Origin of the sequence: Planococcus sp. ISL-109, from assembly GCF_018613655.1 — a bacterium.
Taxonomy (GTDB): Bacteria; Bacillota; Bacilli; order Bacillales_A; family Planococcaceae; genus Planococcus.
The window spans coordinates 385,920-411,675 of sequence record NZ_JAGGPW010000004.1 but is presented as its reverse complement, the minus strand read 5'-3'; the positions used below and the strand labels follow the sequence as shown (position 1 = coordinate 411,675).

The 25,756-nt window shown below is 48.5% G+C and carries 26 protein-coding genes; all 26 read right to left on the bottom strand.

The genetic code is table 11. The features are described from left to right. Positions 1–15: 15 nt before the first annotated feature. Positions 16–2,085: a type I DNA topoisomerase gene (topA, locus tag J7E21_RS03845; RefSeq protein WP_215104910.1), complete on the bottom strand. Its 2,070-nt coding sequence runs from the start codon at positions 2,083–2,085 to the stop codon at positions 16–18. Positions 2,086–2,194: 109 nt separating this feature from the next. Next, positions 2,195–3,082 carry a DNA-processing protein DprA gene (gene dprA / locus J7E21_RS03840; protein WP_215104908.1) on the bottom strand — a complete coding sequence of 296 codons (888 nt, stop codon included), beginning with the start codon at positions 3,080–3,082 and terminating at the stop codon, positions 2,195–2,197. A gap of 87 nt (positions 3,083–3,169) precedes the next feature. Next, entirely contained in the window at positions 3,170–3,913 is a 744-nt protein-coding gene (locus tag J7E21_RS03835) for a hypothetical protein (protein ID WP_215104906.1), read from the bottom strand. 233 nt (positions 3,914–4,146) lie between these two features. Further along, on the bottom strand, positions 4,147–5,049 hold the full coding sequence (sucD, locus tag J7E21_RS03830; RefSeq protein WP_215104904.1) for a succinate--CoA ligase subunit alpha: 903 nt from the start codon (positions 5,047–5,049) through the stop codon (positions 4,147–4,149). A gap of 18 nt (positions 5,050–5,067) precedes the next feature. Then, positions 5,068–6,228: an ADP-forming succinate--CoA ligase subunit beta gene (sucC, locus tag J7E21_RS03825; protein WP_215104902.1), complete on the bottom strand. Its 1,161-nt coding sequence runs from the start codon at positions 6,226–6,228 to the stop codon at positions 5,068–5,070. 129 nt (positions 6,229–6,357) lie between these two features. Next, positions 6,358–7,128, bottom strand: coding sequence for a ribonuclease HII (locus tag J7E21_RS03820; RefSeq protein WP_215104900.1), 771 nt, complete (start codon positions 7,126–7,128; stop codon positions 6,358–6,360). A 54-nt stretch (positions 7,129–7,182) separates the two neighbouring features. After that, positions 7,183–8,058: a ribosome biogenesis GTPase YlqF gene (gene ylqF / locus J7E21_RS03815; RefSeq protein ID WP_215104898.1), complete on the bottom strand. Its 876-nt coding sequence runs from the start codon at positions 8,056–8,058 to the stop codon at positions 7,183–7,185. A gap of 11 nt (positions 8,059–8,069) precedes the next feature. Then, entirely contained in the window at positions 8,070–8,627 is a 558-nt protein-coding gene (gene lepB / locus J7E21_RS03810; protein WP_215104896.1) for a signal peptidase I, read from the bottom strand. Positions 8,628–8,832: 205 nt separating this feature from the next. Next, the gene (gene rplS / locus J7E21_RS03805) at positions 8,833–9,177 is read right to left on the bottom strand and encodes a 50S ribosomal protein L19 (RefSeq protein WP_215104894.1); all 345 of its coding nucleotides are present in this window, start codon (positions 9,175–9,177) and stop codon (positions 8,833–8,835) included. A gap of 134 nt (positions 9,178–9,311) precedes the next feature. Beyond that, a complete protein-coding gene (trmD, locus tag J7E21_RS03800; protein ID WP_215106093.1) occupies positions 9,312–10,040 on the bottom strand; it encodes a tRNA (guanosine(37)-N1)-methyltransferase TrmD in 729 nt (242 codons plus the stop codon). Next, positions 10,040–10,555 (bottom strand): ribosome maturation factor RimM, encoded by a 516-nt coding sequence (rimM, locus tag J7E21_RS03795; RefSeq protein ID WP_215104892.1) that lies wholly within the window; start codon positions 10,553–10,555, stop codon positions 10,040–10,042. Before rimM ends, trmD begins: the two co-directional genes overlap by 1 nt. Positions 10,556–10,621: 66 nt before the next feature. Next, entirely contained in the window at positions 10,622–10,855 is a 234-nt protein-coding gene (locus J7E21_RS03790) for a KH domain-containing protein (protein ID WP_215104890.1), read from the bottom strand. A gap of 12 nt (positions 10,856–10,867) precedes the next feature. Beyond that, positions 10,868–11,140 (bottom strand): 30S ribosomal protein S16, encoded by a 273-nt coding sequence (rpsP, locus tag J7E21_RS03785; RefSeq protein WP_215104887.1) that lies wholly within the window; start codon positions 11,138–11,140, stop codon positions 10,868–10,870. Between the two features lie 92 nt (positions 11,141–11,232). Further along, a complete protein-coding gene (gene ffh / locus J7E21_RS03780; protein ID WP_215104885.1) occupies positions 11,233–12,591 on the bottom strand; it encodes a signal recognition particle protein in 1,359 nt (452 codons plus the stop codon). A 12-nt stretch (positions 12,592–12,603) separates the two neighbouring features. Continuing rightward, positions 12,604–12,927, bottom strand: a complete 324-nt coding sequence (locus J7E21_RS03775) for a putative DNA-binding protein (protein ID WP_215106091.1) — start codon at positions 12,925–12,927, stop codon at positions 12,604–12,606. Positions 12,928–12,994: 67 nt separating this feature from the next. Continuing rightward, positions 12,995–14,011, bottom strand: a complete 1,017-nt coding sequence (ftsY, locus tag J7E21_RS03770) for a signal recognition particle-docking protein FtsY (RefSeq protein ID WP_215104883.1) — start codon at positions 14,009–14,011, stop codon at positions 12,995–12,997. A gap of 11 nt (positions 14,012–14,022) precedes the next feature. Further along, positions 14,023–17,571 (bottom strand): chromosome segregation protein SMC, encoded by a 3,549-nt coding sequence (gene smc, locus J7E21_RS03765; protein WP_215104881.1) that lies wholly within the window; start codon positions 17,569–17,571, stop codon positions 14,023–14,025. Between the two features lie 2 nt (positions 17,572–17,573). Further along, the gene (rnc, locus tag J7E21_RS03760) at positions 17,574–18,329 is read right to left on the bottom strand and encodes a ribonuclease III (protein WP_483313475.1); all 756 of its coding nucleotides are present in this window, start codon (positions 18,327–18,329) and stop codon (positions 17,574–17,576) included. Positions 18,330–18,467: 138 nt separating this feature from the next. After that, a complete protein-coding gene (locus J7E21_RS03755; protein WP_058383561.1) occupies positions 18,468–18,704 on the bottom strand; it encodes an acyl carrier protein in 237 nt (78 codons plus the stop codon). Positions 18,705–18,744: 40 nt separating this feature from the next. Next, a complete protein-coding gene (gene fabG, locus J7E21_RS03750) occupies positions 18,745–19,491 on the bottom strand; it encodes a 3-oxoacyl-[acyl-carrier-protein] reductase (RefSeq protein ID WP_215104879.1) in 747 nt (248 codons plus the stop codon). Then, positions 19,488–20,426: an ACP S-malonyltransferase gene (fabD, locus tag J7E21_RS03745; protein ID WP_215104877.1), complete on the bottom strand. Its 939-nt coding sequence runs from the start codon at positions 20,424–20,426 to the stop codon at positions 19,488–19,490. Before fabD ends, fabG begins: the two co-directional genes overlap by 4 nt. Further along, on the bottom strand, positions 20,423–21,415 hold the full coding sequence (gene plsX, locus J7E21_RS03740) for a phosphate acyltransferase PlsX (RefSeq protein ID WP_215104875.1): 993 nt from the start codon (positions 21,413–21,415) through the stop codon (positions 20,423–20,425). Before plsX ends, fabD begins: the two co-directional genes overlap by 4 nt. Then, positions 21,412–21,996, bottom strand: coding sequence for a transcription factor FapR (gene fapR, locus J7E21_RS03735; protein ID WP_215104873.1), 585 nt, complete (start codon positions 21,994–21,996; stop codon positions 21,412–21,414). Before fapR ends, plsX begins: the two co-directional genes overlap by 4 nt. Positions 21,997–22,085: 89 nt before the next feature. Then, positions 22,086–24,128 carry an ATP-dependent DNA helicase RecG gene (recG, locus tag J7E21_RS03730; RefSeq protein WP_215104871.1) on the bottom strand — a complete coding sequence of 681 codons (2,043 nt, stop codon included), beginning with the start codon at positions 24,126–24,128 and terminating at the stop codon, positions 22,086–22,088. Continuing rightward, positions 24,118–25,017, bottom strand: coding sequence for an L-serine ammonia-lyase, iron-sulfur-dependent, subunit alpha (gene sdaAA, locus J7E21_RS03725; RefSeq protein WP_215104869.1), 900 nt, complete (start codon positions 25,015–25,017; stop codon positions 24,118–24,120). The genes recG and sdaAA overlap by 11 nt, the downstream gene beginning before the upstream one ends. Positions 25,018–25,033: 16 nt before the next feature. Beyond that, positions 25,034–25,696 carry an L-serine ammonia-lyase, iron-sulfur-dependent subunit beta gene (gene sdaAB, locus J7E21_RS03720; protein ID WP_215104867.1) on the bottom strand — a complete coding sequence of 221 codons (663 nt, stop codon included), beginning with the start codon at positions 25,694–25,696 and terminating at the stop codon, positions 25,034–25,036. Positions 25,697–25,756: the final 60 nt, after the last annotated feature.

The following is a 25,756-nucleotide window of genomic DNA, read 5'->3' as shown; positions in this document are numbered from 1 at the left end:
GAACACCTCTATTAATTATTGAACTTCTTCCTTATAATCGCACGCTGTGCAACTGATTTGTACGCCTTTTTTCACTTTTTTCTCGACCATCAAGCTATTGCATTTCGGACACGGCCGTTCGATCGGCTTATCCCATGACACGAATTCGCATTCCGGATAGCGATCACAACCGTAAAAGATGCGGCGTTTCTTGCTTTTGCGCTCGACGATCTCGCCTTCTTTGCAAGTTGGACATTTGACGCCAATGTGCTTGACGATTGCTTTCGTATTGCGGCATTCCGGGAAATTGCTGCATGCCATGAATTTTCCGTAGCGGCCGAGCTTATAGACCATTGGAGATCCGCATAATTCGCAGTCCTCTCCTGCCGGCTCATCCTTAATCTGGACTTTCTCCATCTCGTTTTCCGCTACTTCCAAGTCTTTCGCGAACTCTTTGTAGAAAACGTCGATAATGGCACGCCAATCCGCTTCACTTTCTTCCACACTATCGAGATCGTTTTCCATTTTCGCTGTAAACTCAATGTTAAGAATGTCCGGGAAAAATTCATTGACCAGGTGATGGACGATTTCACCTAACTCTGTCGGAATAAAGCGTTTGGCGTCGAGCGCGACATATCCGCGCTTTTGGATCGTATCCAAGGTAGGGGCATATGTGGACGGACGGCCTATTCCAAGCTCTTCTAATGTCCGCACGAGGCGCGCTTCTGTATAGCGCGGAGGCGGTTGCGTGAAATGCTGGTTCGGCGTGATGTCCACGGCCTTGACTTTGTCGCCTTCCGTCATCTCCGGCAAAATATTGTCTTTTTCCTCTACTTTATCGTCTGTTCCTTCAATATAAAGTTTCATAAACCCTGGAAACTTCACTTGTGAACCGTTCGCCCGGAAAATCGCTTCGCCGTTTTGCAGTTCAGCCATCACCGTATCGAGTACTGCCGGTGCCATCTGACTCGCAACAAAACGATCCCAAATCAATTTATACAAACGGTGCAGATCACGCGATAAAATAGCTTTCATGGATTCCGGTGTTCGGTGGACGCTTGTCGGACGTACCGCTTCGTGCGCATCCTGTGATTTTTGCGATTGTTTTGCCGCAGGCTTTTGCGTGACATATTCATCGCCGTATTTGTCGGCGATAAACTCGATTGTATCCTGCTTCGCCGTTTCGGAAATACGCGTAGAGTCTGTCCGCATATAGGTGATCAAACCCGTTACACCTTCTTTGCCGACAGAAATCCCTTCATATAGCTGCTGGGCAAGCATCATTGTTTTCTTGGCGCGGAAATTCAATTTCCGTGCTGCTTCCTGCTGGAGAGAGGATGTGGTGAAAGAAGGGGAAGGATTGCGCTTTCGTTCTTTCTTCACGACGCTCTTGACGAGGAAATCCTTGCCTTTCATCGTAGCCATGACGGCTTTGACATCTTCTTCATTGGAGAGCTTTAATTTCTTTTCGGTAGTTCCATAAAATTGGGCTTCGAATTGCTTTTTCGCTTTTTCGAATTGCCCCGTAATCGACCAGTATTCTTCTGGTTCGAAACTCTTGATCTCATTTTCGCGGTCGATGACCAAACGTAGTGCAACGGATTGCACACGACCGGCGGATAAACCTTTTTTCACTTTTTTCCACAATATCGGACTGATGCTATAGCCGACAAGACGGTCGAGGATTCGGCGCGCTTGCTGAGCGTCCACTAAATCCATATTCAGTTTACGCGGATGTTTAAACGCATCTTTCACTGCATCTTTTGTAATTTCATTGAATACAACGCGGCAATCCGACTCGATATCAACGCCGAGCGCATTCGCCAAATGCCAAGCAATCGCTTCCCCTTCTCTGTCGGGGTCAGCTGCAAGAAAGACTTTCTTCGCTTTTTTCGCTTCTTTTTTCAATTCCTGCAAGATAGGCCCTTTTCCGCGGATTGTTATATAACGGGGTTCATAATTATTTTCAACATCCACCCCCATTTGGCTGCGTGGCAAATCACGCAAATGGCCCAGTGAAGCTTTTACTTTGTACTTTTTTCCCAAATACCGTTCAATTGTCTTCGCCTTTGCGGGCGACTCGACAATCACCAAAAAATCCGCCATCGATACTCCTCCTCATAGAGGTTTCTTCAAATTTTGTAAAGAATCACCTGATGCAAAATGTATAACAGTTTATGGCCGATTGCAAGGTATTTCGTCGAATCGCCTTTCTTCAGCTTCTCAATTGCCGGTATTCTTCCAGCACTTGAGCGCCGTTCCAGACAGGTTTTGCCCCTTCCGCAATTAATTTATGGGGACCTGTTGAAAGTGGGGAAAAGATGTCCCCCGGAACAGCAAACACTTCTTTACCGTGGTCCAACGCATGTTCGATAGTGCTCAATGTTCCACTTTTCACTTCTGCCTGCGTCACGATAACGCCTTTTGATAAGCCGCTGATGATGCGGTTACGCATCGGGAAATTCCATTTTCGCGGCGTCATATACGGTGGATATTCACTCACCAGCAAATGGGTTTCTTCTATTAAAGAGAACAGTTCTTCGTTAACTTTCGGGTAGCGGTGCAAAAAACCGCTACCGATGACCGCAATGGTTTTTCCGCCCAAATCGATGGTTTGGCGATGCGCCATCGCGTCTGCTCCTTTCGCCAAGCCACTAATGATGACGAACCCTTCCGCAAGTAACGGGGGAAGCAATTCTTTAATGGCCCGTTCCGAATAGTTTTGTGCTTTTCTGGAGCCGATGATCGCTATTTTTTCCTTAGCATTCAGCAATTGGGGATCGCCTTTCAAATAAAGTATCGCCGGCGGGTCGATCAATTCAAGCAAAGAGGGTGGGTAGAGGGGATCAAAGCACGTGACGATGTGGATGCGGCTTTTTTCGTAGATGGCGTGAAAGGGGGAGTGCATATGGTGAATATACGATTGCTTCAACAAGGTCGCTTTTGGCAATGGGATTTGCAGTTGTTCCGCCATGTCGTAAGGGCTGCGGAGATGCAGAAATTCAAGTGCGGGGTCGTCTTTCAATAAAGGCATCAATCGGTTCAAAGGCTTCGGATAAACGTAATGCAGTGCCAGCAAGCGTTGTGTGGATTCTTTGTTCATGTCATTCCTCCTCTAGAAAAGATCAGCGCACGTGTCGAGTGCACCTTTCTTTTATCATAGAGTTTTCAGATCGATCCGTAAATGTTTTTAGAAGCGGATTTTCCCTTTGTTTCGGTGCGTGTATTGTTGATCGTAATGTTGATGAAATTGCGCGACGGCACTCAACTCCACCTTGCCATCAGCTTGTTTTTCGAGTGCCTGAAAAATGATGCGGACAAAATTTCCACGGCGATCCCGACGCTTTTGCTCATCTTGCATCAAATCCCGAAACACCCCCATTTCAATTTCCCTCAAAACACTGGCATAATAAGCGCTATAACGAATTAATTCGGGAATGATGTCCGGGGCATCATTTTCCATTTCTTCATAGCAGATATACCAAACAGCGTAATGCTTTTGAAGCTGCCTTACTTCCCTCAGTAAAGTATTGGGCGATTGCACAGTGTCAGTTAATATAGCATTGGCGAAATCAAGATACCAGAATAGGAATTCCAGCAGCTCTTTCTTCTTCTCTCCAGCAGATTCCCCCAACATTTCGATATGGGTAAGCGCATCAAAACGGTCGTACGAATGATACCCGCTCACTTGGCTTTTAGCATAAATATCCACCACGAGTTTTTCACTATTAACCGTTTTGAATGGATCTTCACCTAAGGTTCCGAGTTGATGAAAACTTATCACTTCCGGCAAAAAAGGAGACACAAATTCCTCCACAATGGCCTGTTCCTGCGTTTCATGTATTTTTGTTGTTGACCGTTTGTTCGCGATAGCCATCCCGGAAACTGCGGCTATGGTACTTGCCGCGATTCCTAAGACCCACTCTGTTTCCATGCCACACCCTCCTACGTCCTCGCCATTTCGGCTATTTTCATTATAAATCAGGATCGCAGAAAACTGTCCTTTAATCACTCATTATCAACGGGATTCCCCAATAAAGAGAAACTTCGATCAGTGGCTGTTGAAGAAAACTTTCACTGGATTGTCAGTTTTCCCAATCAGACTTGCGGTAAAGCAACATAAAAAAACCTTGAAGCGTCTTTTCAGACGCTTCAAGGTTTTTTTCATTAATGAGTTTTACATTTGTCGTAAAGGCCTTTTTCTTTGATCACTTTGATCAAAGTTTCACCGATAACAGAAGGTGTATCTGCAACTTCGATTCCAGCTTCGTTCATTGCCTTGATCTTATCTGCAGCAGTTCCTTTACCTCCAGAAATGATCGCACCGGCGTGGCCCATGCGCTTTCCTTCTGGCGCTGTTTGGCCACCGATAAAGCCGACAACAGGTTTCGTCATATTCGCTTTAACCCATTCTGCAGCTTCTTCTTCAGCAGTTCCGCCAATTTCACCGATCATAACCACAGCATACGTATCTTCATCTTCGTTAAATTCTTTCAACACATCGATAAAGTTCGTGCCGTTGACCGGGTCTCCGCCGATACCGACAGCAGTCGACTGGCCGATGCCTTCTTCAGACAATTGGTGAGTTGCTTCGTACGTTAACGTACCAGAGCGTGATACTACACCAACATGGCCTTTTTTATGGATGTACCCAGGCATGATGCCGATTTTACATTCGTCCGGAGTGATGACACCCGGGCAGTTAGGTCCGACAAGACGTGTTTTCTTGCCTTCCATATAACGCTTCACTTTGACCATATCAAGTACCGGAATATGCTCAGTGATGCAGATTGCCATGTCAAGTTCAGCTTCAACAGCTTCAAGAATTGCATCAGCCGCGAAAGGAGCCGGTACGTAAATTACAGATACGTTCGCTCCTGTAGCTTTTACTGCATCTTCTACAGTATTGAAGACAGGTACGCCCTCAGCTTCAGTTCCGCCTTTGCCTGGTGTTACACCCGCAACGATTTTCGTTCCGTATTCAAGCATCTGCTTTGTATGGAAAAGGGCAGTTGACCCTGTAATTCCTTGTACAAGCACTTTTGTGTCTTTATTAATGTATACACTCATTTTTGTCCCTGCCCTTCTTTAGCCTACAAGTTCTACGATCTTTTTAGCGCCGTCTGCCATCGTACCGGCAGCCACAATATTAAGACCTGATTCATTAAGCAGTTTTTTACCAATTTCAACGTTTGTTCCTTCAAGGCGAACGACTAGAGGTACGTCCAGGCTTACTTCTTTAGCAGCTTGGATTACGCCTTCTGCGATGATGTCACATTTCATGATGCCGCCGAAAATGTTAACGAAGATTCCTTTAACATTCTTATCAGAAAGAATGATTTTGAATGCTTCCGTTACTTTTTCTGCGGTGGCACCGCCCCCAACGTCAAGGAAGTTAGCGGGTGTTCCGCCGTAATAGTTGATCGTATCCATTGTTGCCATAGCAAGTCCGGCGCCGTTAACCATACAGCCGATGTTCCCGTCCAAAGAAATATAGCTCAAGTCATACTTGGAAGCTTCAATTTCTTTTGAATCCTCTTCATCGAAATCACGAAGTTCCACAATATCTTTGTGGCGGTAAAGAGCGTTTTCATCGAAATCGAATTTTGCATCAAGCGCTAAAATGTTGCCGTCGCCTGTTTCAACCAACGGATTGATCTCAACGATGGAAGCATCTTTTTCAACGAATACCGTGTAAAGGCCCAGCATGAATTTCGCTGCTTTGTTTACAAGCTTTGGCGGAATGTTCATGTTGAAAGCCATACGGCGTGCCTGGAAACCAGTCAAACCGACTACTGGGTCGATAATTTCTTTAAAGATTTTTTCAGGAGTGTTTTCAGAAACTTCCTCGATATCAACTCCGCCTTCTTCAGACCCCATAAGAGTGACACGTGAAGTTTGGCGGTCAAGCACCAATCCGATATAATATTCTTTTTTGATATCAGATCCTTCTTCGATCAAAAGGCGTTTGATTTCTTTGCCTTCTGGTCCTGTTTGGTGGGTCACAAGAACTTTTCCTAAAAGCTCTTTCGCATACGCGCGGACTTCATCCAAATTTTTGGCGATTTTAACACCGCCGGCCTTTCCTCGTCCACCTGCATGGATTTGTGCTTTTACCACGACAATATCCGTACTCAGTTCTTTAGCCGCCTTAACTGCTTCTTCCGGAGAAAAAGCAACGATGCCGTATGAAACTGCTACGCCGTATTGTCTGAGGAGTTCTTTTCCTTGATATTCATGGATATTCATCTGTCATCCTCCAATCAAACGTCTGTCTCGTTATTTTATTGCCTCTACCATTGTATTAAAGTTGCCACAGAATGTCCACAGTTGACAGCTACTCTGACAAAAACTTCGAATTTTCCGTCTCTTACGGTCTTATGGTCTTTTGGGCATCGATTTTACTGGCTCGAACGTCTTACGATGGATCGGGCACGGGCCGTGCGCTTCGAGTGCCGCCAAATGTTCTTTCGTTCCGTAGCCGGCGTGTTTCGAGAAGCCATACTCCGGATATATCGCAGCGTATTCGTCCATGAGATCATCACGCCCCGTCTTTGCAAGGATGGAAGCTGCTGCGATGCTTAAACTTTTCGCATCGCCTTTAATGATCGCTTCTGTCGGCATTGCAATTGCCAGCTTCATCGCATCTACTAGCACGATGTCCGGGATGGGGTCGAGAGCATGCGCTGACGCTTCCATAGACTCTTTTGTCGCCTGGTAGATATTCAACCGGTCGATGGCTTCAGGAGGCTGGATATGTACTGACCAGCTGACGGCTTGCGCTTTGATTAATTCCGCCAGCTCACTGCGTTTCGCTTTGGCTATTTGTTTCGAATCATCCAGCCCTAGAAATGCGCTGCAATCTTCAGGCAAGATGACCGCCGCTGTGACGACAGGACCCGCGAGCGGGCCGCGCCCGGCTTCATCGATTCCTGCGACCAGTGAACTGAAATGAACTTTAAACTGGTCATCAAAGCTGCGCTTTTCCTCTAATTGGCGCACCAACGATTGCTGCTTATCAAAACGCCTGTTCCAGGACGCCAGCAATTGCTGCACGCTTTTCCGCTTATCCGCCCTTAGCTCTTCCATCCACGGCTCATAACTCTTCGCCGCTTGCAGTTTTTCTTTAATGGATGCCGTCGTCTCCATTCCCCACGCCCTCTCCGCAAAAGAATAACGGGCCCTATTTTCAGGACCCGCTCTTTATGCTAGTTCGTCTTGTTCTGTAATCATTTCATCCCGGTAGTCGAATGTAACCCGCCCCAAACGCTGGTTGCGTATATCGCGAACGATAATTTCTGCCGTCATTTCATAATCGACTTCGCCATCTGGGCCGATCATATAGCGTTTCTTGCCGATATGATCGAAAGTCTTCACCAAATCCTCGTCGATCCGATCGATGCCGTAGCGTTCCATTAGGCGGCTCGGATAGCGCTTTTCCAAAAACTTCAGCGCGTAAATAGCCAGCTCCTGCATTTGAATAACCGAATCTTTGATAGCTCCGGTCACTGCGAGTTTTTGTCCGATTTCCTGATCTTCGAATTTCGGCCATAAAATACCCGGCGTATCAAGCAATTCGATTTCCTTGCCGACTTTGATCCATTGCTGGGCTTTTGTGACGCCTGGCATATTGCCCGTCTTCGCCAAGCTTTTTTTGGAGAGACGGTTGATCAAGGTCGATTTTCCGACATTCGGAATGCCCACGATCATGGCGCGAATGGCGCGCGGCTTAATGCCCTTCGCTTCCATGCGATCCCATTTCTCTTTGAGGATCTCCTTTGAAGCTTTTGTGACCGCCTGCAAGCCTTTCCCTTCTAAGGAATTGATTGCCACTGCGCGGGTTCCTTCGCTCTCGAAATGCTCGATCCATTTTTTTGTTTCTCTCTCATCCGCCATGTCCATTTTATTAAGGATGATGAGGCGGGGTTTTTGCTGGATTACTTGATCAATCATCGGATTGCGTGAAGACAGCGGCAAACGCGCATCCACCAATTCGAAAATGATATCAACCAATTTCAGTTTTTCTGTTACTTCCCGGCGCGCTTTCGCCATATGTCCGGGAAACCATTGAATCGTCATGACACCACTCCTTATTTTACAATGCCGGCTTCATCCACCGGCCAAAACACAAATTTCGTATTGCCAATTACTTCTTCGACCGGCACAAGCCCAATATGACGGCTGTCTTTGCTTTGTCTGCGATTGTCGCCCATGACAAATACATACCCTTCAGGAATGACTGAATGGTTGGCAATATCTTCGAGCAAAAAGTCTTCCGTTAATGTTCCGGTAATGCCTTGCTTGTATTCCTCGAGATAAGGTTCATCTACCGGTTCGCCATTTATATACAACCGGTCTTCTTCATAGGACACGTGATCGCCCGGCAAGCCGATGACCCGTTTAATATAGTCTTTTTGTTCAGGTGCATGAAATACGATAATATCAAATCGATCCGGATCTCCTACAGTATAGCCGATTTTATTGACAATCATCCGATCACCGTGCTCGAGGGTCGGCATCATCGATTCACCGTCGACTACAATTGGGGTAAATAGGAAAACCCGGATAATTGCTGCAAGGCCGAACGCAATCAATAGAGCTTTGGACCATTCCCACATTTCGTTCTTCTTTTTCCCTTCAGCTTCCATGCGTGTTCCTCCCCGCGCTTATTGCTTTAATTGTACAGCGAAAAAAGCTGTTTAGCAAAGAAAACAGCAGGCTCTTTGCCTTGGCGCTGTTGGTGCTTGCAGTTGTCCAAGCGGCAGCGTGTGCACAAAAAAAAGACCCAGACAAGTCCGGATCTCTTTAATGCAAAAGAAGAGAGCATAAATGCCCTCTTCCTGAATTGCGATGTTATCGGATTTCTTTGATACGAGCTGCTTTACCGCGTAGGTTGCGCAAGTAGTACAATTTCGCACGACGCACTTTACCACGGCGAGTAACTTCAAGCTGAGCGATTTTAGGTGTGTGTACAGGGAATGTACGTTCAACACCTACACCGTAAGAAATTTTGCGGACAGTGAATGTTTCACTGACTCCGCCTCCGCGACGGCCGATGACGACTCCCTCGTATACCTGGATACGTTCGCGAGTTCCCTCGACTACTTTCACGTGGACGCGGACAGTATCGCCCGGACGGAAAGTTGGAAGATCAGCACGTAGTTGGTCTTTTGTGATGTCAGCAATAATGTTTTGCATGATTTTCTCTCCTTCTACAGATGTTCTTGCAATCCGTTAGCTCTGCAGCGGAACACCGTGATTCGTGTACTTTGCATAAAAGTACATTCTCCATACTATCACTTCACGGGGGTAGCTGCAAGAGCTATCTTCATTTATTTTACACTTTGCAAACGGGCAAGTATCTTTTTCTGCTTGTCGGTCAGTTCCAGTTTCTCCAACAGATCCGGCCGGCGTTCGAGCGTGCGCTTTAAGCCTTGCTCTTCGCGCCAGTCATCGATCTTGGCATGGTTGCCCGATAGCAGGACGTCCGGCACGCTATGGCCTCTGAAGACCGCTGGACGCGTATAATGAGGGTGTTCCAACAAACCCGTCGAAAACGAATCACGCACCGATGAGTCGCTGTTACCGAGTACGCCCGGCAACAGCCTGACAATACTATCGATGACCGTCATCGCCGCAAGTTCCCCGCCTGTCAAGACGAAATCGCCGATGGAAATTTCATCGGTCACCAAATGTTCCCGGATCCGCTCGTCATAGCCTTCATAATGGCCGCAAATAAAGACGAGCTCTTGTTCCCTCGCGAGTTCTTCTGCCTTTTGCTGCGTAAAACGCTCGCCCTGCGGACACATCAAGATGACGCGCGGCTTTTTCTCTGATGTCGCCAAGCTTTCGACTGCATTGAATACAGGTTCCGGCTTGAGCACCATGCCGGCTCCCCCGCCGAACGGATAATCATCCACTTGGCGCTTGTTATTCGCAAATTCGCGAATATCGATGACCCCTAAGTGAACCGCCCCTTTTTCCTGTGCCTTTTTCATGATCGAATGCTGGAAAACGCCTTCGAACATCGGCGGGAACAGCGACAGCACTTGGATGTTCATCATGATAACAAGCCTTCCAAAACTTCGATGGTGATGGTCTTTGCATCGATATCGACTTTTTTGACCACGTCTTCGATATACGGTATATAATGCTTTTTGCCTTTTTCCGGGCTTACTTCCCACACATCATTGGCTCCGGTTTCGAGAATCTCCGTCACCGTGCCGATGTCTTCGCCTTCAGTTGAAATGACACGGCAGCCGAGGATCTCGTGATGATAAAAAGCATCTTCCTCGAGTTCACCGAGATCGTGTTCCGCTATTTTCAAATAGCTTTCTTTGAACGGCTCGACGTCACTGATGGTCGGATAGCCTTCGAAAGTCAATAGATCGAAGTTTTTATGGTTGCGGTGGCTCGCCACTGTCACCATAATCGGTTTTTTTGCCGACGGCGTAAACAACCCGAGTTTATTGCCGATTGCAAAACGCTCTTCCGGGAAATCGGTGCGGGACATTACCCGCACTTCGCCGTCGATTCCGTGAGTATTGACTATTTTTCCTACGTTAAACCATTCCACGCACAAACACCCTTCCGACTCTTTTTTTCCTGACAAAAAAGGAAGGAACCAGGGCTCCTTCCTTTTTCAATCCACAATATCGAGATACGTTTTTTTCTTATGATAATTTCCTGCTGCTGAATAGACGACGGAGCGCACGGCTTTCGCCACACGTCCTTGCTTGCCGATCACTTTCCCTGTATCACTTTGATGCACGGAAAGCTTGTAGACGACTCGGTTAGTGTTTTCGTCTTTTTCAATACGAACTTCTTCCGGATAATCAACTAGCGGCTTAACGATCGTTTCAATCAGCTGCTCCATAAGAACGCTCCCTTACTTGTTTAGTTTTTCGTTATGGAATTTCTCCATAATGCCGTTCTGAGAAAACAAGTTACGTACTGTGTCAGATGGTTTAGCACCATCATGAAGCCATTTCAACGCCAATTCTTCGTCGATTTTCACTTCAGCTGGAACTGTCAACGGGTTGTAAGTACCTACTGTTTTGATTTGACGGCCGTCACGTGGGGCACGTGAATCAGCGACTACGATACGATAGAAAGGAGACTTTTTAGCTCCGATACGTTTTAAGCGAATTTTTACTGCCATTTTATAAAGCACCTCCGAATAGTTTCACACAAGATATTATATTAGCAAGCTTTAAAAGGTTTGTAAAGTATTTTTTCTTAACACTACTAAATTTACTTAAAAAGCGAGTCTAGGCCTGGCATCGACATCTTTTTCTTGCCCTTTTTACCGGCCATTCCGGACATTTGTTTCATCATTTTCTTCATATCTTCAAATTGTTTGAGCAGACGGTTGACGTCTTGGATTGACGTTCCGGAACCGCGGGCAATCCGTTTTTTCCGGTTGGCGTTGATGATATCCGGCGTCGTTTTTTCTTGGATCGTCATCGACCGGATAATCGCTTCGACGCGTCCCATTTGGCCCTCGTCCACTTTGGCGTTTTCGAGGCCTTTGATTTTATTGGCGCCAGGGAGCATCTTCAAAATCTCATCGAGCGGCCCCATTTGTTTCACTTGGTCCAATTGTTCAAGGAAATCATCGAATGTAAACGAAGATGTGCGGAATTTTTCTTCCAGTTCCTTGGCCTTTGCTTCATCGACATTGGTTTGCGCTTTTTCAATCAAAGACATCATATCGCCCATGCCGAGTATACGGGAGGCCATGCGTTCCGGATGGAAAGGCTCAAGTGCGTCCATCTTTTCGCCTGTCCCGATGTATTTGATCGGTTTTTCGGTAACCGTGCGGATCGACAATGCGGCACCACCACGTGTGTCCCCGTCAAGTTTGGTCAAGACGACACCTGTAATGCCAATGGCTTCATTGAAGCTTTGTGCCACATTGACGGCATCTTGCCCGGTCATCGCATCGACGACGAGGAAGATTTCATCCGGCTCTTTGATCGCCCGGATGTCTTTCAGTTCCTGCATCAAGTCTTCATCGACATGGAGACGTCCTGCCGTATCGATGATAACGGTGTCAAGATGCTCCGCTTTCGCGTATTCAATCGCTTCGCGTGCAATTTCTACCGGAGAGACTTCGGTTCCTTTGGAGAACACCGGCAACGACAGCTGCTTGCCGATTGTCTCAAGCTGACTGATCGCGGCCGGACGGTACACATCTGCAGCTACAAGCAAAGGCTTGCGGTTGTTCTTTTTGCGCAGTACCCCTGCCAGTTTCCCGGTCGTCGTCGTTTTCCCGGCGCCCTGCAAACCGACCATCATGATGACTGTAGGCTGGCGCGTAGAGAATTCGATTAAGCTTTGTTCACCGCCCATGAGTTTTGTCAGCTCATCTTTAACGATTTTTACGACTTGTTGGCCAGGCGTCAAGCTTTCCATAACTTCAAGTCCGACAGCACGTTCGCTGACTTTCTTGACGAACTCCTTGATGACTTTCAAGTTGACGTCCGCTTCAATTAAGGCAAAGCGGACTTCGCGCATCATCTCTTTGACGTCTGCTTCAGACAATTTCCCCTTGCCTTTGATTTTGGTCATCGTCCCTTGCAGGCGTTCAGATAATCCTTCAAATGCCACTGTAATCGCCTCCTAGTCCCATTCCTTCAATTCATCCAGAAACTTCTGGACATTGTCATCTGTGAATGGCTGTTTTTCAAAAGTTGAGACGAGTTGCTGGCGCCGCTGAAATTTCTCGAACAGCTCTAGCTTCTCCTCGTATTCTTCAAGCATCGCTTCCGTCCGGCGGATATTATCATAAACCGCTTGGCGGGTAATTTCATACTCTTCGGCGATTTCACCGAGCGAATGGTCATCCAGATAATACAAGCTCATATAGCTGCGCTGTTTGGGCGTCAGCAACTCCTGATAAAAATCAAAAAGATAGTTCATTCTCATCGTTTTTTCCAGTCCCATCAATGACGCTCACCCCATTCATACTCCTGTATACCATACTGAATCCGCGAGAGTCCGTCAAGTAATTTTACTTGTCTGAATCGAGATTTTGGCGTTCTTCCTGATCCAACCCTTCCGCAAACAATCCGTAGACATATTTTTGCGGATCGAAAGGCTGCAAGTCGTCCAGCTTTTCACCGAGGCCGACGAATTTCACCGGAATATTGAGCTTGCTGCGAATTGCCAGGACGATGCCACCTTTTGCCGTGCCGTCGAGTTTCGTCAACACGATGCCAGTCACTTCTGTCACTTCTTTAAAGGTTTGCGCTTGGATCATCGCGTTTTGTCCCGTCGTCGCATCAAGCGCCAATAACACTTCATGCGGCGCACCCGGAATTTCACGAGAAATGACGCGGTGCACTTTCTGCAATTCGTTCATCAAATTGACTTTGTTCTGCAAGCGTCCTGCCGTATCGCAGATCAATACGTCGATGCCGCGCGATTTCGCAGCGCGGACAGCATCATACATGACCGCAGCCGGATCGGACCCCTCACTCTGCTTGATTGTTTCAACGCCGACGCGTTGGCCCCAAACGTCGAGCTGTTCGATGGCCCCTGCACGGAACGTATCGCCTGCTGCGAGCATGACGGATTTGCCTTCATTTTTCAAACGCTGCGCCAGTTTGCCGATAGTGGTCGTTTTACCGACACCATTCACACCGACCATCAAGATGACAGTCGGGCCGGATTCGGCAAATATCAGCCCACTCAATCCCTGGTCTCCCGCTTCATAGATCTCCACGAGTTTTTCGGAAATGACCGACTGGACGTTTGATGTATCTTTGACGTTTTGGCGCTGGACTTCATAGCGCAGTTCTTCCATCAACTCCATGACTGTTTCAAAACCGACGTCCGCCTGCAACAGCACTTCTTCCAATTCTTCGAAAAAGTCTTCATCAACTTTCCGGTAGCGGGCAACCAAATCATTGATTTTCGATGTGAAGCCGGTTCTCGTCTTGCTCAATCCTTCGCGGTATTTCTCGGTTGATTGTTCTTCCTCCACATTAGCCGTGAATTTGTCTTTCAGCTTTTTAAAAAAACTCATCGAATCACTCCTTATTTGATGTCTTCCTGCAATTTCACGGATACCAACTTGGAAATGCCGGATTCCTGCATCGTGATGCCGTATAATACATCCGCACCTTCCATCGTTCCTTTACGGTGCGTAATGACGATGAACTGGGTGTCTTCACTGAATTTTTTCAAGTACTGACTGTAACGCATGACGTTTGATTCATCAAGCGCCGCCTCGACTTCATCAAGCACACAAAATGGTACGGGGCGCACTTTCAAAATTGCAAAAAGCAATGCAATCGCGGTAAGCGCACGCTCTCCACCGGATAATAAACTTAAGTTCTGCAGCTTTTTGCCGGGAGGCTGTGCGATGATGTCGACTCCTGTCAAAAGCAGATCTGATGGATTGGTCAGGACGAGATCGGCTGAGCCTCCGCCGAACAACTCACGGAACACAACACGGAAATGGCTGCGTATCGCATGGAAGGTTTCATCGAAGCGCAAAGTCATTTCTTCGTCCATCTCTTCAATCAAAGTGCGTAGTGTGTCTTTTGCTTCGTTTAAATCTTCACGCTGTTCACTTAAGAAACGGTGGCGTTCCGCTACATGTTCAAATTCTTCGATGGCCCCGATATTGACGGTTCCAAGCTCATCAATCGATTGTTTGAGAAGCTTCACTTGCTTTCTGACAGCCGCTTCCTCGTCTTCCAAAGGATAGCTGCTGGCCGCTTCAAGATCCATTTCGTAATGGTCTTCAAGTTGTCCCAGCAGCCCTTGCAATTGAACTTCCAGTCGTGTCGCTTTCACTTCGCAAATGCGCACCGCTTCCGTGAAACCTTTATGGATGCGGCTTTGTTCACGTAGTTGCGCTTCAAGGGTATCGAGTGCTTGTTGCAGCTTGTAGCGCTCATCCCGTGCAGATTCAATGGTTTTTTTAGCTACTTGCCGCGCATTTGCCCAGCGTGTGATTTCCGCTTTGATTTCTTCATCCGAATAGCTTTTTGCAGCTTCCTCCGACTGAATCCATGCCAGCTCGCGCTCCAAGTTACCGAACCTCGCGACACTGCTAGCCTCACGCTCGAGCAATTCCGCTGTCTGGGAAGTGAGCTGTTGGATGCGCTCTTTGCGAACCGCCAAATCCGACTTGTGCTCTGCAAGTTTCGCAAGCAGCTCATCCCGTGCAGTTTCTTTTTGCTGTTTGAAACCGGTCAGCTCTTCAATTTCCGCAGTTAAGCTTGCAAGCTCGAGTGCGACGGCATCCATTCGCTGGGCCGCCGATTGTTTCCTCTCAGTGAGCCCAGACAGATCCTGTTTCGATTGCTGTTCAGCGCGAAACAAGGTAAAGCGATTGCCTGTCGTTTTCCACACTGCCTCAATTTCACGCAGATGAATGGCGCTTTCCGCTTCTAATTCGCGGTAGCGCTCACCTTCTGCCCGGAGCTGTTCAAGTTGTTCTTTTGCCGTTTCGGCGCGCAATTGCAAATTATGCACTTTCCTTTCAGCATCCTCAATGGTTTGCTGAAGCTCCACGGCTTGTTTCTGCAATTGCTCGAGTTCAGCTTTCCGTGTAAAGAAAGACGCCTGGTTTTTTGTCGCGCCTCCAGTCATGGAACCGCCGGCATTGATGACATCGCCGTCTAAAGTCACGACGCGGTAACGGTGGCTGATTGCTTTCGCGATCGCCGTCGCACCGTTTAAATCTTTTGCGACGACGACATTGCCGAGCAAGTTTTTAAAAATCATGGCATATTGTTCATCATAACTGACTAGTTCTGCTGCGATATCCACAAATGCCGGATGCGCAGACACCGACTGCACAACTTGCTGCGGAATATGTCTTGCTTTCATGACGGTCATCGGCAGGAACGTCGAGCGGCCGGCACGTTTGTTGCGAAGAAAGCGGATCGCTTCGCTCGCGCTTTTCTCATCATCCGTCACGATATGCTGGCTCGCTGCCCCGAACGCGGTTTCAATCGCTTTTGCGTATGTTTGATGAACGTCTGCCAGTTCAGCGACGGCTCCGATGATTCCGCTTAACTCCTGCCGCTCTCTTGCCTGTAAAACTTCCCGGACACCGTGGAAAAAGCCCGAATAATCCGCTTCCAAGTCCTGTAAAGTCTCGATGCGCGCGGTCAGCTGTTTATGCGATTGGTACGCCTGGAACAATAGCGATTGCTTGTTGTCATAGCCCTCAGACAATTGTTTATATTGCGCTTCTTGTTGCTTGAAGCGCTGGCGTTTATTGTCCAGATCTGCATGCATTTCCTCATACGCCAGTTTCGCCTCTTGCTTTTCCTTCACCAAGCGCGCCAGTTCTCTGGCGAACGCTTCTTCTTGCGCGACAACCCGCCCGCTCGACTCGGCCATTTGCTGTTCCTGGAAGTCGATGTTTTTCAATTCATTTTTCAAGCCCGCTTGTTCATTCATCAATTCGATATAAACGGATTTCTTCGATTCAATTTCATTGTCGATATCCGCAGGCGTCAGATTCAATTGGGTTTCCAACTGTTGGATGGATTTCCGTACTTGTTGCTGCTCAACTTTCTGTTGATTCAATAAAGCTGTCTGCTCTGTGCGTCTCTGCTGGAGCTTTTTTGCTTGCTCACGCTCGGCTTTGATCGACTCTTCCAACCCTTGGCGTTGCCGGTCCGCATTGTTCTTTTTCTCAGACATGAGCAATTTGCGGCCTTCCCATTTCTCCGACTCGGAACTCGCTTCCACGAGCACTGCTTGTGCTGCATCGATTTCAGCATCCTGTGCTTGAACCGATCGCCTTGTCGCCGAGATGTTTTGTTCGCTGTCGGCTATTTCCGCAGCCAACTGCCGTTCTTTTTCTGTTAGTTGCTGTGCTTCGCCCACTAAGTTCGATAGCTCTGCTGTTAAAGCATTCGCATCATGTGCCAACAATGCGATATCCGCATCTTTTAATTGAGCGCTCATGTCCAGATAATCACGTGCTGTGGATGCCTGGATTTGAAGCGGTTCCATGCGGCCGTCGAGTTCATGCAAAATATCCAGCACCCGGTTCAGGTTTTCATCGGTTTCGTTCAGCTTGAATTCCGCTTTGCGCTTGCGCTGCTTGTATTTTAAAACGCCCGCCGCTTCCTCGAATATTGAGCGCCGCTCGTCCGCTTTACTGTTCAGAATTTCGTCCACACGACCTTGTGAAATAATGGAAAAAGCTTCTTTCCCGAGCCCTGAGTCCATAAATAAATCGGTGATATCTTTTAAACGGCAAGCTTGCTTATTCAACAAATAAGCGCTTTCTCCACTACGAAAAACCCTTCTCGTTACGCTGATTTCGCTGTAATCGAGAGGGGCTTTGCCATCGGTATTATCCAATGTGAGGGTCACTTCTGCGAAATTCAGCGCTTTCCTCGACTCGCTGCCGGCAAAAATCACGTCTTCCATTTTTGCGCCCCGCAGCGATTTGGCTGATTGCTCACCAAGTACCCAACGTATAGCATCCGTTACATTGCTTTTACCGCTGCCATTTGGCCCGACAACGGCAGTGACGCCCGGGACAAAATCAATGCCGACCCGGTCGGCAAAAGATTTAAATCCAATAACTTCCAATCTTTTCAAAAACATGTTCAATCCTCCGCTGTTTCCTGCAATTTACGAATAGCGAGCTGCGCTGCTTTCTGCTCTGCCTCTTTTTTGGAACGCCCTTCGCCAACACCCAGTTCCAAGTCACCCAAGGAAACACGTGTAACGAAGATGCGGCTATGTGCAGGACCCTTTTCTTCGATGATTTCATAACTTAAAACACCTGTATTTTTCTGCTGCACCAGTTCCTGCAATTGGCTTTTGTAATCCATCGCATGCGAAAAAGCACCGATTTCCACTTTTGGAAATAACACAACCTCTAAAAAGGCGACGACCTTTTCAAGGCCCTGGTCCAAGTACAATGCCCCGACGAATGATTCGAAGACATCCGCAAGCAGTGCTGGACGCGTTCTGCCGCCAGTCAGCTCCTCACCTTTACCGAGCAAAATATACCTGCCCAAATTGAGTTCGTTGGCAAATAAGACGAGTGACGGTTCGCAGACGATCGATGCGCGCAGCTTCGTCAGTTCCCCTTCAGCCATTTCGGGATATTTCATATAGAGAAAATGCGATACGGACAATTCCAAAACGGCATCGCCTAAAAACTCCAGGCGTTCGTTGTCTGTGAAATGTCTTCTTCGATGCTCATTCACATAAGATGAATGGGTAAACGCCTGCTGCAGAAGGGCAGGTTTTTCAAATTGAATATCCAACTCTTTTTGCAGTTGTTCAAATGCTTGTTTGGCACTGTCTTTCAACGCCATCTGCTTGGCTTGCTTTGGTTTTCGGTTCATCGCCATGATTATCTGCCTTCCTCTACTGTTCTCTTGTTGATTTTACCTGTTTTCCGGGTATTGTGCAAAAAGAGAATTGACGCACAGCTGGGCTGCGCGTCAATTTTAATTGCTATCAAGCTGGGATCATTCCCAATATATTACTTAAGCTTGTTTTTTTTCAATGTAAGTTACTGCGTCGCCTACTGTCGACATACCTTCTGCATCTTCATCAGAAATTTCCATGTCGAATTCGTCTTCAAGTTCCATGACCAATTCCACTACATCCAATGAATCCGCCCCTAGGTCGTTCGTGAAAGATGCTTCAGGTTTCACTTCGCTTTCTTCCACACCAAGACGATCTACGATTACTTTGGTTACACGTTCCAATACTGTTGACAATGTCGTCACCTCCCCTCAAATGAGTATACCTAATAATGCTCTACATGACCATGCCGCCATCCAAGTTCAAAGTTTGGCCCGTCACATAACTCGCTTCATCGGAAGCCAAAAACAATGCGGCATTCGCCACATCTTCCGGCGCGCCGAAGCGGGCAAGCGGAATTTGCGACAGCATGCTCGCTTGCACGTCTTCGCCGAGCTTCTCTGTCATATCGGTTGTGATGAAGCCAGGGGCTACAGCGTTCGCTGTAATGCCGCGGCTCGCAAGTTCTCTTGCCGTCGTTTTCGTCAAGCCGATAACTCCCGCTTTAGCGGCTACGTAATTCGCCTGGCCCGCATTGCCCATGACGCCGACGATAGACGCAATATTGACGATGCGCCCGTGACGCTGTTTCATCATTTGGCGCGTTACAGCTTTTGTACAAAGGAAAACGCCTTTTAGATTGGTGTTGATGACATCATCCCACTCGTCTTCTTTCATGCGCATCATCAAGTTGTCGCGCGTGATGCCGGCGTTATTGACCAGGATGTCGATAGAACCGAATCGTTCCATCGCAGCATCTATCATCGCTTTTACGGCAACTGCATCCGCTACGTTTGCTTTGACAGCAATCGCTTTTCCACCTGTCTGCTCGATTTCCCGAACCACCGCTTCCGCTTTTTCTTGGCTGCCACTGTAATTGACGACAATATTCGCGCCTTGTTCAGCAAAGCGGCGGGCGATGGCTGCGCCGATGCCGCGGGATGCTCCTGTAATAATAGCTGTTTTCCCCGTTAATTTGCTCATTCTGTCAACTCCTCTACCGCTTTCTCGAACGATTCCAGATCATAGACGGGAATTGTTGTCACCGAACGATCGATTTTTTTCACTAAGCCGCTCAGCACTTTGCCGGGGCCGATTTCGACAAAAACTGTTACGCCGAGGTCAATCATGCGGCGAACAGATTGTTCCCACAACACCGGAGAATAAAGCTGGTGCACGAGGAAATCCTGAATTTGCGCAGCATTTGTTTCCGGCTCCGCTTTGACGTTCGTGACCACAGGAATGTTCGCATTGAGCAGAAATGATTCGCTCAATACTTTCGCCAAGTCTTGGGATGCCGAGCGCATCAACTCGGAATGGAACGGCCCGCTGACATCAAGCGGGATGGCGCGTTTCGCGCCGCGCTCTTTCGCCAATAGGCAAGCTTGTTCGACGCCGGCCTTCGTTCCGGAAATGACGATTTGCCCTGGACAGTTCAAGTTGGCCAATTGAACGACTCCTGTGCTGTCGGTCACTTCATTCGTAACTTTTTCCAACTCATCACTGCTCATGCCTAAGATCGCGGCCATCGTACCTTCCCCAGCCGGCACTGCTTCGTTCATGAAAAGCCCGCGCTTATGAACCACGTCCACCGCCTTCGGAAATTCCATGACGTTTGAAGCGACGAGTGCGCTGTATTCACCTAAGCTATGCCCGGCTGTATAATCAGGACGTATTCCTGCGCGCATGAGCCGCTCCGTAATCATGGAACTGACCGTCAATAGCGCCGGTTGCGCGTGATACGTCAAAGTCAGCTCTTCTTGTGGGCCTTCCAGCATCAATTTCGACAAGCTCATTTCCATCACTTGATCGGCGCTTTCGAAAAACTGGCGGCTCTTATCATCTTCCAGGAAGCTTTCGCCCATGCCTACCGTTTGGGACCCTTGCCCTGGGTATATAAATGCGATCTGCTTCCTCATGAAGTTTGTTCCTCCTTCAATGTGCTGTAAATCTTACCGGCTACATCATATTCGACCATCGTGCGCGCTTGACGGATGGCGTTATAAAAAGCCGTACCGTTGGATGAACCATGCGCTTTGATAACCGGCGCTTTCAAGCCGAACAACCCGGCTCCGCCGTATTCGCTGTAATCTAGCATGCCTTTTAACGCGCTCAAATCATTTTTCACGAGCATCGCCGCAAATTTGGTTTTTGCAGACGACATGAAGACGTCTTTGATCATGGCAAAAACATTCATCGCCGTTCCTTCGATCGTCTTCAAGACCATATTGCCGGTGAATCCGTCAGTGACAACAACATCCGCCGCGCCGTTCAAAAGATCGCGTGACTCGACATTGCCGATGAAATTCACCGGCGCCTGCTGAAGCAGTGGAAAAGCCGTTTTGGTCAGTTCATTGCCTTTTTTTTCTTCGGTTCCAATATTCAATAAACCGACCGTCGGGTTTTCGATGCCCCGAACTTTTTCGGCATAAATGCTGCCCATAATCGCGTATTGAACGAGATGCTCCGGCTTGGCATCGGCATTCGCACCTAAGTCGAGCATAAGGAATCCTTTGCCGTCGACTGTCGGCAAGGTCGGTGCCAGCGCCGGGCGCTCCACCCCTTCAATGCGTCCAACAATGAACAATCCAGCGGACATGAGGGCGCCTGTATTGCCGGCGGATACTGCCGCGTCGGCAGTTCCTTTTTTAACGGCTTCGGCCATGCGGACCATTGAAGCGTCTTTTTTGCGCCGCACAGAACGGACTGGATCATCTTCTGATTCGATCACTTCAGCGCAGTGGATGATTGTCAGGCGGTCATGCTCAGTTATGTATTCATTGATTTTCTCCTGCTGTCCGTAAAGCAGAATTTCTACGTCTTCAAACGCTTCGAGCGCTTTTTTGACGCCTTCAATGATTTCTTTTGGGGCATTATCGCCGCCCATTGCATCAATAGCTATTTTCACGAATTGTCACCTTCACTTTGTTCAGTCATGCGGTACATTTCAAATGTCCCGATAAAAACTACGGCCTGATCGACCGTTGACACCACTTTCACGAATGCCCGGTTCTTTTGCGGCTGGCGGTCCGTCACTTGTGCTTTCGCGACGATTCGTTGCCCGGCCTTGACCGGCTTCAGAAATTGCAGCTCGGATTTCACCGTCAGTGCCAACTCTTCGTTCATTACCGCCACCGCTAACGAATTCGCCTGTGCGAATAAGTGGTGGCCTCTGGCAATTCGATTTCGCTGAAAGACATGTTCCGGCTTTACATCAAAAATCGATATGGCTTTATTGTCTAATTCTATGTCGATAATTTCACCGATCACTTCATCGATCGGCAGTGATTTCACTTCATCGCCGAAGGTTTTTTCGGCTACATGTTTAATGCGTTCCCGGAGTTCCGGTATCGAAAGCTCCATACGGTCGAGCCGAATCGTTTGGACGCTGACACCGAATTCCGCCGACAGCTCTTCATCCGTCACAAACGGATTGTCTTTGATCGACGCTTTCAGCGCTTGCTGCCGCTCTTTTTTAGGTTTCCTCACTATGTCACCGCCCGCTATTAGCACTTGGTACTAATATGAGTATATAAACAACAAAAAAAGAATGCAAGGAAAATCGCTATCCCTGCATTCTAATCAAGCCTGCCGCCTTCGAGCACGCCTGAACTTTGCAGCATCGAACGAAGGCATTTTGTTTCTTCTGAGGTCCAAAACGACTCGCGCGCAATTAATGCTTCAGCATCTTTTCTAGCCGCTTCGAGCGCACGATAGTCATGGACAAGATCTGCCATGCGGAACTCAGGGATCCCGCTTTGCTTACGGCCGAAAAAGTCCCCCGGCCCGCGCAGCTCCAAGTCTTTTTCGGCAAGGATAAAGCCGTCATTTGTTTCGGTCATCGAGTTCATGCGCTCTTTGCCGATTTCGGTTTTCGGATCTGCGAGCAGCACGCAATACGACTGCTCGCTGCCTCGACCGACGCGGCCACGCAATTGATGGAGCTGCGACAAACCGAAGCGTTCGGCGTCGTAGATTAGCATGAATGACGCATTCGGGACGTTGACGCCGACTTCAACGACCGTGGTGGAAACGAGCACAGCAATGTGCCCTTCCGCAAACTCGCGCATCGTCTGTTCTTTCTCATCCGAATGCAAGCGGCCATGCATAAGGCCAACCTTGTGGCGCCCATCAAAATAAACCGTCAACTGCTGATACAGTTCCACCGCATTTTGGTATTCCAAAGTTTCGGATTCTTCGATCAGCGGCGCGATGACATAAGCCTGGCGGCCGGCCTGGAGCTCTTTTTCCATCCGGCCGACGATTTTGCCGAACATTTCTTTTTTCATCCAATACGTTTCGATCTCTTTCCGTCCGGCAGGCATTTCATCGATAACCGAAACGTCCATTTCCCCGAACGTTGATATCGCGAGCGTTCTTGGGATTGGCGTCGCCGTCATGAACAAGACATCAGGATTTAAAGCTTTGTCTTTTAAGACGCGGCGCTGGTCCACGCCGAAGCGGTGTTGTTCATCGGTGATGACTAGCCCTAAATTACTGAATAGGACTTCCGGCTGAATCAGCGCGTGTGTGCCGATGAGGATGTCGATTTCCTTGGCGGCTAAACGCTTTAACACTTCCTTGCGTTTTTTGCCTTTGACGGAACCTGTCAATAAGGCGACATTGACACCAAACGGACGGAACCATTCTTCAAGTGTATTGGCGTGCTGTTCCGCAAGGATTTCGGTCGGCGCCATGAGCGCACCCTGTTTTTCAGCCGTCACCGCCGCATATAAAGAAATTGCCGCCACGACAGTTTTCCCAGACCCCACGTCTCCCTGAAGCAGCCGGTTCATGCGGAACGGCTCTTTCATATCACGGCAAATTTCATTGACGACCCGCTTTTGTGCGCTCGTCAAATCAAACGGCAGCGCCTCGATAAATGCCTTCAAACGAGGTAGGTCGTAATCGATGAACGAACCGCCTTCGGCTTCACGGTTTTTCTTGCGCAGTGCTTGCATCTTAAGCTGAAACAGCAATAACTCCTCATAGACAAACCGGCGGCGCGCTTGTTTCAGCGCCTCACCGTCTGCAGGGAAATGGACGGTTTCGAGCGCTTCTTCAAACGGCAACAATTGATATTCCCGACAAAGCGAATCGGGCAAGCAATCGATCAACTCGCCTTTTGTCGCGTCGAGTCCTTGGCGCATCAGTTTGCGGAAGGTTTTCTGGTGCATCGCACCTTTCAAGCTATAGACCGGTTCAAAATCCGCACCGTCCGTCCGCGGGCCGATCGAATGGCTCGAAACGGTAATCAACTGCCGTCCGCGGTCCCATTTGCCGGTCAGGCTGATGACGGCTCCGATCTGCAGTTTAGTTTTCACGTAGTGCTGGTTAAAGAACACGGCTTTGATGAGATGGCGTCCAACAAGGACGCTTACCGTTGTCCGGGATTTGTTTTTCCCTAAAAAAAGGACGGAAGGTTCACTTTCGACCCTTCCCTCCACCGTTACACGTTCATTATGGGGCGTTTCCGCCAAATCCTTCAACTGAAAATCCTCATGGCGATACGGGAATGTCATGATCAAGTCTTCTACCGTCTCGATTTTCATGTCCCGCAAGGTTTCAGCTGCTTGCTTGCCGACCCCTTTCAAAGAAGAGACCGGAGATTTATTGTCCACTGCCGACTACCGATCCGCCGAAGATTTTCGCTTCGAGCCATTTGCCGGTCGGCGTTGCCGCGAGTCCGCCTTTTGCCGTTTCGCGGAACGCGCTAGGCATCGCTTGCCCGATTTCGAACATCGCGCTGATGACTTCGTCGCACGGAATGCGGCTTGTCACTCCAGCGAGCGCCATATCGGCGGCTACAACCGCATTGGCCGCGCCCATTGCGTTGCGTTTGACACACGGTACTTCTACGAGCCCCGCCACAGGGTCGCATACGAGACCGAGCATGTTTTTCATGGTGATGGCAAATGCTTCTGAACTTTGCTGAGGCGTGCCTCCTGCCATTTCAATGATTGCAGCAGAAGCCATCGCTGCAGCAGACCCGACTTCCGCCTGGCAACCGCCAGCCGCACCGGAAATCGATGCATTGTTAGCAACGACAAAACCGAATGCACCTGAAGTAAAAAGATAACGGATCATTTGCTCACGCGTCGGATTCAACTTATTTTGCACCGCAAACAAAGTTCCCGGCACGACACCTGCAGAACCCGCTGTAGGTGTTGCACAAATCGTGCCCATCGCGGCATTCACTTCATTGGTGGCAACGGCTTTACTGACCGCATCGAGCAACAAATCGCCGGACAGGCTATTTCCTTGCTCCATGTATTTCTGCAGCAGGACCGCATCGCCCCCGGTCAATCCGGACACGGAATGCACACCCTTCAGCCCTTTTTCCACAGCTTCTTCCATGACCGTCAAATTGCGGTCCATCTGCTGCATGATATCTTCACGCGAACGGTCGGTTATGAGGATCTCCTGCTCGATCATGATTTCAGAGATGAGCTTGCCTTCCTGTTCCGCCCGCTCGACCAATTCCCTTACATTTCGGAATAAAACATCCATTTTCCTTACCTCCAATTCAGTCGGCGATTCGTGTCACTTGCGTGATATTCGGCAATTCCCGCAGCTCATCCATCACTGGCTTCCCGACGTTTTGATCGACTTCGATGACCATCAACGCCATGTCCCCGCGCTCTTTCCGGGAAACTTCCATATGGCCGATATTGATATCGTACTTATACAAACAATTTGCTACATTCGCGATGCACCCCGAGCGGTCGTCGTGGACGACGAGAATCGCCGGGTGGTTACCGGATAACCTGAGCGGAAAACCATTCAATTCCGTAATTTCAATTTTTCCCCCACCGATGGAAATGCCCACCATCGACATTTCCGACTCATCATCGCCGATGACGACGCGCGCCGTATTCGGATGATCGACATTGCCTGTTTCCGGAATAAACTCGAATTTCATGCCGAGCTTTTCCGCTTCGTCGAATGAAGTTTTAATGCGTTCATCGAATGTATCATAGTCCAGCAATCCGCCGACAATCGCGACATCGGTCGAATGCCCTTTATACGTTTCTGCAAAAGATCCATACAAATGGATCTTCGCCCATGAAGGCTGACTGCCAAACAGGTCGCGTGCCACTCTGCCGATACGGGCAGCTCCTGCCGTATGCGACGATGATGGCCCGATCATAACCGGACCGATTATATCAAAAACAGATTTGAACTTCATGCCCAAACCCCTCACTTTCCACTTCGTATAGCTTTATTTTACACGAAAAACCCGCAACAA